Raw genomic sequence first — 10,372 nt, forward strand, 5'->3', positions numbered from 1 at the left:
AGATCGAACTGTGACGCAATATAAAACTCTTTATCCTTTCTGTGCGATCCGGTAGAATGATTTGGAAAAGAGAAAGACAAGTAGGCATTTTCATAAGGAGATTCAGCATGAAATGGTTGACATCGTTTTTTCCGCTTCATTCCTTGTTCGTCAAAATGTTGGTCTATTTTCTCGTCGTAATTATCCTGCTCTCCTCCTACAACCTATGGTCGATGACCTTCTATTCCCGCAATGTGAACAATGAGATCGTCAAATATAATCTGACCCTGATTCGAAACACCGTCGATAATTTCGAGAAGCAATATTCCACCTGGAAAAGCCTTCTCCTCAACCTTCAGCATAACGAATTCGTCGGCAATATCAGCAGGCAGGCCGATGCCGGCGGAAAGAAAGGAATCGATTATCTGCAGGTTGAAATGGTGACGGATCAGATTCGGACCCTGGTAAGCCAGCCATACTATCACTTGAATAATGTCATGATCTACTACCGGAATCATGCCTTTCTGCTTGAACGGGACGGCATCGTTAACGATGACCGCATGTTCAAGCATTATTACATAAGCAATTCCTACCCGTACGAGTTCTGGAAAAAGACAGAGCGCGCGAATGGGTTTATGCAAATGCTTCCCAGCAGCGCCTTCTCCATCGGGACCGAGAAGAGCGAGGTGCAGCTGCTGCCGTTAGTCGCGGATGTGCAAGGAAGCCCCTGGCAAATCATAGCTTTCGTAAATATGAAAAGCTGGTATGAATCCTATAAAGGAATGGCCGGTTCCCGCTTCGTACTGTTGGACCCGAAGGGAACGAAACTGTATGAATCCTCGCCGGACGCGGCTTCCCAGCCGCTGCCGGAATGGGATGGCCAGTCGGATTGGATCATGGAGAAGGGATCGTATTATTTTTTCGAAAAAGGGGCACGCTCCGGTCTTACCTATATCTCCATCATTCCGCACAACGAACTTAATCAAAGCATCAGCCGCATGAACTGGATTGCCGTGCTGTTATTTGCCGCTACCCTGCTAATAGGCACGTTGGCATCGTGGGTCTTCTCTCGCAATATCAACCAACCGCTGAAGAGAATGGTGACGGGGCTGGGCCAAACGGAGATGGAGCTGTATCAAGGAAGCATCGCCGAATTCAGCGCCATTTCCAACCATCTGAAGGGATTGCAGCACGATCGCAAGATGATCAAGGAATGGATGGACCAAACCAAACCGCTCTTAACCAGCTATCATTATTTGGCACAGTTCAAAAACATTGCCATCGATACCGCCGCTTCCAAAGAACTTTGGGTCGGCGAAGGAGCATTCATGGTCATTGTCTATCAATTGAGGTACCGTCATAACCCGACTCAAAAGCTTGATGCCTTGATGACACGGGCAACCGGCAAAATCAAGGACATCATCACGCTGCAGATCCAAGAGGCTTTTCCCTTATCGCACACCCTTCAGATGGAGGGCAAACAAATCTTATCCATCGTGTACACGCAGGAAAAATCAGACACGCTGCAGCAGAGCCTCACCCAGCTCAAACGGATTTTTGATCACGATCAAAGCACCTATCTCGTGAATATCGCGGTTTCATCCGTCTTCCAGCAAACCTCGGAGTTCGATCAAGCCTATGCGGAAGCCATGTCGTTCCTGCTTCAAGCCAGGCCGCTTGAAGAAACCCAGATTATTTGGGAGAAGGAACTCCGCGGCGATGTTACGGGCTTCACCGCCGAGCAGGAACACGAGTTTTACGTGAATTTGCAGGCGGGCAACGAGAGCAGCTGCCAAATGCTGATCGATCGGGCATTGGAACGGTTGCAGCGGCAGGAGGCTACGGCGGATCAGCTGAGCCATTTTGCCAATTCGGTCTCGGTCCGCATGAGAAGAACCGTAGAACTGCTGAAGATCAATACCGACGTGCTTCCGAATGATGCCGATATGCTTGCATACAGCGTAACTCCCGACCAATACCGGGAAGTCCTTCTCGACGAGCTCTCCCATGCAACCCAAGCGATCCGCCGGAAACGGGAGGAGCATTACGATATCATCCAATATGTCATTCAGTACCTGGAGTCCCATTACAACGAAGAAATATCGCTCGAGCAGCTTGCTTATAAACTCAACATGTCACCCACCTATCTGTCCGGGTATATTAAAGAGAAGACGGGGAGTAACTTCAGCGACCAATTGAATGCCATCCGGATAACAAAAGCAAAAGAGCTTCTGGAGACGACGAACATGCCGATTCAGGAAGTAGGCAACCGGATCGGCTACCGCAACGTCACTTCCTTTATCCGCATGTTCAAAAAAATAACCGGCCAAACACCAGGCGATTACCGGAAAACCAATTGGATCCGGTAAGGCAGGTGAGCGGCCGGCCGCTTAACCTTTGACGGAGCCGATCAGAGCTCCTTTTACGAAATATTTCTGGATAAACGGGTACACCAGCAGGATCGGCAGGGTGGACACCATGATGGTAGCGAACTTCAGACCATCCTCCACTACCACGATATCGCCTACAACAGGCCCATCCGTTCCCGTCAATTGGCCCGACAGCACGATGTTTCTTAATATCACCTGCAGCGGCTGCATATCGGCATCCCGCAAGTACAGGAGCGGACCCATGAAGTTATTCCACATCCCTACCGCATAATACAATCCGATGGTGGCGAGCACCGGCTTGGAGAGCGGAAGCACAATCCGAAAGAAAATTCCGATCTCGGACAGACCGTCGATTTTGCCGGATTCCTCAAGCTCTTGGGGCATCCCCATGAAGAAAGTCCGCATGATCAGCAGATTCCAGGTGGCTACGGCTCCGGGCAGCACCATGCCCCATATGGTGTTGACAAAGCCCAGCTCCTTCACGACCAGAAACGTCGGAATCATGCCTCCGTTGAAAAACATCGTAAACACGATCAGCATCAATATCGGTTTACCCATGACCAGCTTGGCCTTGGAGAGCGAATAGGCTCCGAGCGCCGTCACCATCAAGGAAATTGCCGTACCGAGAACGACATAAATCAGCGTATTCTTATATCCTTTCAGCACGCGCCCGTCCTCGAACACATACTGATACATATCCAGGTTGAAGCCCTTCGGCCACAGCCAGACCTCCCCCGAGGCAATGGAGGCGGAATCGCTGAGGGACACGGCCAGCATGTAGACAAACGGGTATAAACACGCCCCTACGACCCCTGTCAATATCAAGGCATTCAGGGCGTCAAACCAATTCCATTTGGGTTTCATCACGTTCCTCCTCTACCAGATGCTGCTTCCGCTGACTCGCCGGCTGAACGCATTTGCCGCGATAATGAAAATAAAGCTGATGATGCCGGTAAACAGATCGATCGCCGTTGCATAGCTGTAGTTGCCTTGCGTTAAGCCTACTCTGTATACGTAAGTAGATATGATATCGGCCGTCTCGTACGTAGCGGGAGTTGCAAGCAGGTATACCTTCTCAAAGCCGATCTCCAATATTTTTCCGATATCGAGTATCAAGATGATCACAATCGCCGGTGCGATGCCGGGCAGCGTAATGTTCAGCGTCTGTCTCCACCGGTTCGCTCCGTCCATGCGCGCCGCTTCATAGAGCTGCGGATCGATGGCCGTCAATGCGGCCAAATAGATAATGGTCCCCCACCCAATATGCTGCCATACGTCCGTCGTCACATAAATCGACCTGAACCAGGGGGCTTCCACCAGAAAGTTGATCCGTTCAAGCCCAATGGCATTCAGCAGCTGGTTGACCACCCCGCCTGTAGGCGACAGAAACATGACCGCGATCCCCGCGACAACCACGTTGGATATGAAATGCGGAAGATAACTGACCGTCTGGACAAACCGCTTCAAGAAAGATTTGCTCACTTCATTAATGAGTAACGCAAGGATGATGGGTGCGGGAAAGCCGAAAATCAGCTTATACAACCCCAGCAGAAATGTATTCCGGAGAACAGGCCAGAAGTCGGGCGTATTAAAAAACATGCTGAAATATTTGAACCCCACCCAGTCGCTCTCCGCGATTCCCTTAAACAAGTTGTAGTCCATGAAGGCGATCGAAACGCCGAATATGGGAACATATTTAAAAATGATGTAATACAGAGCACAGGGAAGAAGCAGCAGCAGCAGGTATTTATCCCGCTTCACTTTGGTCAAGAAACTCGAATGCCGTGCTTGCAAAAAACGTATCCTCCTTTAGCAGCGAAATCCATGCGATATTTATAAGCGGCTCCCCCTGCGGACCGGAACCAGGCTTAACGAGCATCCGAAGAGCCTGTCCGAAAAAGAGAGCCGCCACAGTTCATCTGGGTGCATGGCGTTCAGGTTAAATTACTTGGCTTCGTTCAGGAATTTCTGCGTCCGTTCATAAGCGCTTTGATGAACATCCAGCACCTGCTGCACGCCGAGCTTGTTCACTTCTTGCACGTAAGTGTCCCATTCATCCATCGGTTTCTGTCCCAAAATGAATTTCGCAATCTGCTCCTCATGGAACTTCTTCACGGTTTCGCCGACCATGCTCAGCACTTCATTCTCTTCATTCGTATACGCAAGCCTTGGCTGCGGCTTCGTTTCATGGTCTGGTGCGATTTTCATCGCTTCCCGCATTTTTGGTGAATACATGGACTCGTATGCGGTCATGTCCAATACCAAGTGAGCCCCGACCGTCGCGATTCCCGTTTTGGTCCTTAAGTCGCCAAACTCTTTGTAATCATCGTTGAACGTGCGAACCCCGTTCTCCGTCGTGAACGTCTCGCCTTCCCTGCCCCAGGTTGCCAGCTCAATTCCTTCGGGGGAGAACAGGAAATCAAGGTACTGCAGCAGTCGATCCCGCTCTTTGGAATTTGACGCTACGGCAAAGCCGTCACTCTGCAATCCGGCAAATACGTTATGGGACTTGCCATCCGGCGTGCCGATAGGCGGAACCATGTAATCAAGGCTGAACTCAGACGATGCATCCCCCAGCATCAACGGGAGTTCATCCATGATGCCAATGTAGTCGCTGGCGATAAACGATTTGTTCTGAAGCAGCAGATCGTTAAATTGCTTGCGTTTATGTGCCATGAAGTCAGGCGCAACCAAGCCCTCCGCATAAAATTTATTCATGTATTCGACCATTTTCTTGTAGTTGTCTTCTGTCGGTCCGTAGCGCCATTCGTTCTTCTCGAAATCGTAATAATAGCTGCTGTTGGTATTAAACGCAGGTGCCATATTAACCAGCGGGCTCAATCCGTTGAACACGGCAATCGGGAAGCTGTCCGGGTACAGTTCCTTCAACTTTTTCGCAACGGTATACAGCTCGTCGTAAGTAGTGGGCGGCGTCAGATTGTGTTTCTTGAATATATCGTCCCGGTAAAGCCAGGAACGCCTGGATTGCTGCTCAAGTCCATACAACGGCATAAAATAATTTTTTCCCTCGGGAGACAGAATAGCAGCCTTTACCTCCGGATGATCATCAAGAAACTTCTTGTAATTCGGCATCTGATCCAGATGCTCGAAATAGTCGACGAACGCTCCGCTGGCTCCGTGCGTGTTGGCGGCATTCAGGCTGTTGACCATCATGAGATCCGGGATCTCGCCCGAAGATATCGCCAGGTTCATCGTGGTCGTATAATCGCTCATGACGGGTTGTACCTTGAAGGAGATGCCGGTTTCCTCTTTTAAATACTTATAAATCGGCCAATTCTCCTTGTACGGCCAATTCGTATGGGAAAAGGTCATCATCTCTAACGTGATTTCCTTCCCAGTATCAGCGCTTTCATGATTCCCCTCGTTTGCCGCGTTATCTTTCGAGCAGCCGCTCAGCAATGCGCCGGTCATAACGGCAGCCAATGCCGCCAGCCCCAGCTTTCGGTTCCAAATTTTCACGCAACCCTCTCCCTTATGTATGATAATGTAACGCTCGACGCTCAACCCGTCTTGACGTTTACGGTTTTGATTGTACTTGCCGGAGCTGCTCATTGACCATTCACAATCCTTCCCGTTATTGGCCAGACCTCAGAATCTGAAAAAGTGGCAATCATCTGAAACACGGTACATTCATCGCCGAAACCCCGCATCCTGTCCGGGTTCCTGCCTGTACGCCGGGGCTTTTTGTACATACTCGCGAATTGACAGACAGGAGGGAAACTTTTACAATACGGACTAGAATCACCCAGCGAAAATGAGGAAGCACCCTTTTCGAATCTTGGATGTTCGTTCTTGTTACAATCCACTGATATCTGAAAAGAGGTGCTTTTCTTAATGTATGGAAAACTTCATAGCGCCTGCTTGCACGGCATTGACGGCGTCATCATTCAAGTGGAGGTGGACCTCGCTAACGGGCTGCCGCAAACCGCCATCATCGGGCTGCCCGATTCCTCCATCCGCGAATCCGTCGAGCGAGTACGGGCAGCGATTAAAAACTGCGGTTTTACTTATCCACTGAAACGGGTGACCGTCAATCTTGCCCCTGCTGACCTGCGCAAGGAAGGTTCCTCCTTCGATCTGGCGATCGCCGTCGGCATTTTGCTGACAAGCGAGCAGTGGGCCTTCTCGAATGCCGATCGAATATTGATCATCGGCGAGCTTGCACTCGATGGCACGCTCAGGCCCGTGACGGGAGTTCTTCCGATGGTGGAGCAAGCTCAAAAAGAAGGGTATGCCGGCGTTCTTCTTCCGCGGGAAAATGCGGCGGAAGCAGCTTTAATCGGAGGAATCGAGGTCTATGGGCTCGGTCATTTGAATGAGCTCGTCCCGAATCCACCAGCAGAAACCACTCGCCGTAGTGATGCTGCAGGAGATGGTGCTGTTACCGTTTCGCTCTCACAGCTCAGGTATGACCGATCGATGAATGCAAGCAGATCGCAAGAAGGCAGCCATCAGGGCAGGCAGCTTGAAGACTATAGGGACGTGATCGGGCAGCAGCATATCAAACGCGCCCTGACCATCGCCGCGGCCGGCATGCACAATATCCTTCTCATCGGGCCCCCTGGTACCGGTAAAACGATGCTGATGAAGCGCCTCCCGACCATACTTCCGCCGCTGGCCGACCAAGAAGCGTTGACGACAACGAAAATATTCAGCGCTGCCGGGAAGCTAAAGCCGTCCGATGGACTGATGAAGAGACGTCCCTTCCGGTCTCCCCATCACACCATCTCAGCCGGCGGCCTCATCGGAGGAGGAACCATTCCGAAGCCGGGAGAGGTCAGTCTGGCCCATAAAGGCATTCTGTTCCTGGATGAGCTTCCCGAGTTCTCAAGGCATGTGCTGGAGGTGCTGCGTCAGCCTCTGGAGGATCGTGAAGTGACCATAAGCAGAGCGCGGGCGGTTTTTACCTTCCCGGCGCATTTCATGCTGGCTTGTTCGATGAATCCTTGTCCGTGCGGTTACTACGGCAGCGACCATCCTCATCAGCGATGCACCTGCAGCGTTTCCCGGATCGCCCAATACCGGGCGAAAATCTCGGGCCCCTTGATGGACCGAATCGACCTTCAAGTGGACGTGCCTCGGCCCAAGGAATGGCCGGGAAGCACGCCGCCCCTATCCTCCGAGTACATGCGGGATCAGGTCTATGCGGCACAAGCGATTCAATTGAAACGCTATGACGGGCTCCCATTCAGCTGGAACAGTGAACTGTTCGGCAGCTTTCTGAGAAAACATGCGAGGCTGGACAAGGAGTCGGCAGAGCTCCTGCAAGCAACCATCGATACGCTGGGCCTGAGCATGCGCGCATATGACCGAATCCTAAAGCTGGCCCGAACCATCGCCGATCTCGAGGCATCCGACGGCATCCAAAGCCGGCATGTCGCCGAAGCGATCCAATACCGACAACTGGATCGTCAATATATAGCAACCGAAGAAACCCACCGTTTATGAAATGGAGTCGATCCCCCTATGATGATCAGACAGATGACCAATGAAGATCTAAATGACCTTATCGAAATATGGCTAGCCGCTTCCAAAGAGGCCCATCATTTTATTACGGCCGAGTATTGGGAATCCAAGCAGGGGGACATGCGGGAGGTATACCTCCCGATGGCCGAAACTTATCTATTGGAGGAAACAGGTCAAGTCCGGGGCTTTGTTTCCCTTGTAGGCGACGATTTAGCGGCATTGTTCATCGATCCAAACCGCCAAAATCAAGGATGCGGAAAAGCCCTTCTTCGCTATGCCATGGACCTTCGAGATACGTTGAAGCTTCGGGTATATGCGGATAACCAAAGGGCACTCCGCTTCTACGCGAAGAACGGTTTTGAACGCCTTGAAGAAACCGTGGATCCCGATACAGGGCAACAAGAGCATATTATGATCTGGCGCAAGAATAAGGCCGAGAGGTAGGATAGCATGAGCGTTTCCATATTTCAGCATATTGACACCGTCTTTGTCCCCACGAGGAATATAAAAGCCGCTAAAGAATGGTACACAGGCGTTCTTGGGGGCAGAATCGGCTGGGAGAGCGAGCAAGGGGAGTATCAATGCATTCTGTTCGGACAGACCTCCCTTACCCTTTTCTCAACAGAAGAAGAGAGATACTTTGAACGCCGGCATGCCATGTTTAATTTTTTCGTTCCGAATGTGGAGGACGCATATCGGCATCTGAGGAAACAAAACGTACGGGTCGATACCATCCTGGAATACGGCGCAACCTATTTTACATTCTATGACCTGGACGACAATTGTCTGGAAGTTTGCTCGTATTAAAGAGAACGGCCATCATGCAGAAACAGGTGAGGGATCAAGGAGCCCTCACCTGTTTTTATGGTTATTCTTTTCGATTCGGATCAGATCCAACTTAAAATGCATTCTCGATATGATCCATCGAATCTGCCGTCATGTCTTCCCGGAGCATAACCGAAATGACGTCGAACCGTATCGTCCGTTCATAATAACGCTTCTGGTGAACATACTGCTGGGCCGTGTTTCGGACCTGCATCACTTTGCGGGCGTTCACGGACTCGGAAGGCGTGCCGAAGCGGGTCGTACCGCTCCGGCTCCTTACCTCGATCACCACAAGAGTCTTCCCTGTTTCCGCCACGATGTCCAATTCTCCAAAACGGCAGCGCCAGTTCCGGTCCAGAATCCGATATCCTTTTTGAATCAGGGCGGCGGCCGCGAGTTCTTCGGCAGCCGCTCCTTTTTGCTTGCGGTTGTCCTTTTTTCCGGATGGAGAGGTCATGACGGCATCATCCCTCCGTCCTTCGCTTGGCTATCCGCACGATAAACATACGTCAGCACTTCCGCAACCAGCTGGTACAGCTCCTCCGGGATCTGCTGATCCAGATCCAGCTTGGAGAGAATCTCCACCAAGGCTGCGTCTTCCTGCACGGGAACGCCATGCTCTTTGGCTTTATCCAATATAGACTCCGCCAGTTTGCCTTGTCCCTTGGCAACCACAACCGGCGCTTCGCTTTCACCGGGCGTATATTTAAGCGCCACCGCCTTTTTCATCGCGGGGATTGGTCCTTCCTCTTTCTCTAGCTTGCTCATATCCGCATGTCCACCCCTTTATAAACCTGAGGGGTGTATTCGGCTGCCGTTCCCTGCACGGAATCTTCTGCAACCGGCAGCGAATCCAGGGGCAGCGGTTCTGTTTTGACACTGAGCAATTGGTAGCCGATCGACGAAACGGCTTGTGCCAACTCCTGCTTGGTCCCTTCGAACAGCTCCGCGGCAAATGGCTGATCATTCCGAAAGTTAAGGCTGACGATCCGGTCAACAACCTTCACATCGATCAAGGTCGGCCCCAGAAACTTCATGTCCAGGTCGAACAACAGCCTGCAGTTGGTTGCATCCAGCTCGCCTTTGCGGCCTCTGCGGGATTGAATATGTACGGACGCAGTCTGTTCCCCGTCGGCGCCATGCAAAGGTATGAACAGCGTGACCTGTGCGAACGGCGCCGTTCGATCGGTATTCAGCAAAAGCTGCTGGCCCGTTAAATGCTGAACGACCTGCTGAGCCGCTTCCTTCAGCGCCGGAGGCGTATCCTGGCCGGACAGCACCTGAAGCAGTACCCCTTTCAGCGTATCCTGCAGGGCAAGCGACGAATCCCCTGATGGCCCTGAAGCCATGGCGGCCTGATGTACGCCTTGGGTTATTTGCTGCTGCACCGTTGGCGTTACCGGCTGCGTCAAGCCAGGCTGATTCGCGGCGCCGGCCTGAGCATTCGGAACAGCCGGCGCCTGCTGGTTCGCATTCGCCGCATTCCCTGGCGTGGCGGAAGCTCCTGGCGTAATCGCTGCTGCGCCACCGCTGCCAGGGGCAGGAGTGGCGGGCAGGGAAGCTTGGGCAGCCGCAGCAGCGGTTGGCTGGGCTGCGCCCGGAGCCGGTGCAGCCGCGCCAGCTGCCGTTGAAGCAGCTGCCGACGCAGGCACGGCCGCATTCGCTCCGGGCGCGGCAGCGCCGTGAGCCGT

9 protein-coding genes and 1 pseudogene are annotated in these 10,372 nt (G+C 52.2%); 4 read left to right on the forward strand and 6 right to left on the reverse strand.

Annotation, left to right across the window (positions count from 1 at the left end; translation table 11 throughout):
* Positions 1-107 precede the first annotated feature (107 nt).
* Positions 108-2,348, forward strand: a complete 2,241-nt coding sequence (locus HMPREF9412_RS25840; protein ID WP_009594705.1) for a helix-turn-helix domain-containing protein — start codon at positions 108-110, stop codon at positions 2,346-2,348.
* 21 nt (positions 2,349-2,369) lie between these two features.
* On the opposite strand, the gene HMPREF9412_RS25845 is transcribed toward HMPREF9412_RS25840, so the two are convergent.
* From HMPREF9412_RS25845 to HMPREF9412_RS25855, 3 genes are all read right to left on the reverse strand, one after another.
* Positions 2,370-3,233, reverse strand: a complete 864-nt coding sequence (locus tag HMPREF9412_RS25845) for a carbohydrate ABC transporter permease (protein WP_009594779.1) — start codon at positions 3,231-3,233, stop codon at positions 2,370-2,372.
* Between the two features lie 12 nt (positions 3,234-3,245).
* Positions 3,246-4,163 (reverse strand): ABC transporter permease, encoded by a 918-nt coding sequence (locus HMPREF9412_RS25850; RefSeq protein ID WP_009594692.1) that lies wholly within the window; start codon positions 4,161-4,163, stop codon positions 3,246-3,248.
* 150 nt (positions 4,164-4,313) lie between these two features.
* The gene (locus tag HMPREF9412_RS25855) at positions 4,314-5,849 is read right to left on the reverse strand and encodes an ABC transporter substrate-binding protein (protein ID WP_254664115.1); all 1,536 of its coding nucleotides are present in this window, start codon (positions 5,847-5,849) and stop codon (positions 4,314-4,316) included.
* 375 nt (positions 5,850-6,224) lie between these two features.
* Between HMPREF9412_RS25855 and HMPREF9412_RS25860 the strand changes: the two genes are divergently transcribed.
* The 3 genes from HMPREF9412_RS25860 to HMPREF9412_RS25870 are packed head-to-tail and all read left to right on the forward strand — an operon-like array spanning position 6,225 to position 8,663.
* Positions 6,225-7,838 (forward strand): YifB family Mg chelatase-like AAA ATPase, encoded by a 1,614-nt coding sequence (locus HMPREF9412_RS25860; RefSeq protein WP_009594742.1) that lies wholly within the window; start codon positions 6,225-6,227, stop codon positions 7,836-7,838.
* An 18-nt stretch (positions 7,839-7,856) separates the two neighbouring features.
* Entirely contained in the window at positions 7,857-8,300 is a 444-nt protein-coding gene (locus tag HMPREF9412_RS25865; protein WP_009594744.1) for an N-acetyltransferase, read from the forward strand.
* Between the two features lie 6 nt (positions 8,301-8,306).
* The gene (locus HMPREF9412_RS25870) at positions 8,307-8,663 is read left to right on the forward strand and encodes a VOC family protein (protein ID WP_009594720.1); all 357 of its coding nucleotides are present in this window, start codon (positions 8,307-8,309) and stop codon (positions 8,661-8,663) included.
* A 91-nt stretch (positions 8,664-8,754) separates the two neighbouring features.
* Here the strand turns inward: HMPREF9412_RS25870 and HMPREF9412_RS25875 are convergent, their stop codons facing one another.
* The 3 genes and pseudogenes from HMPREF9412_RS25875 to HMPREF9412_RS25885 form a co-directional block, all read right to left on the reverse strand.
* Positions 8,755-9,138, reverse strand: coding sequence for a YraN family protein (locus tag HMPREF9412_RS25875; protein ID WP_009594711.1), 384 nt, complete (start codon positions 9,136-9,138; stop codon positions 8,755-8,757).
* The gene (locus HMPREF9412_RS25880; protein WP_009594757.1) at positions 9,135-9,449 is read right to left on the reverse strand and encodes an EscU/YscU/HrcU family type III secretion system export apparatus switch protein; all 315 of its coding nucleotides are present in this window, start codon (positions 9,447-9,449) and stop codon (positions 9,135-9,137) included. The genes HMPREF9412_RS25875 and HMPREF9412_RS25880 overlap by 4 nt, the downstream gene beginning before the upstream one ends.
* A pseudogene (locus tag HMPREF9412_RS25885) lies at positions 9,446-10,372 on the reverse strand (hypothetical protein); the annotation flags it as partial. The pseudogene HMPREF9412_RS25885 and the gene HMPREF9412_RS25880, both read right to left, overlap by 4 nt.

It is taken from the genome of Paenibacillus sp. HGF5 (assembly GCF_000204455.1).
Classification (GTDB): Bacteria; Bacillota; Bacilli; order Paenibacillales; family Paenibacillaceae; genus Paenibacillus_AQ; species Paenibacillus_AQ lautus_A.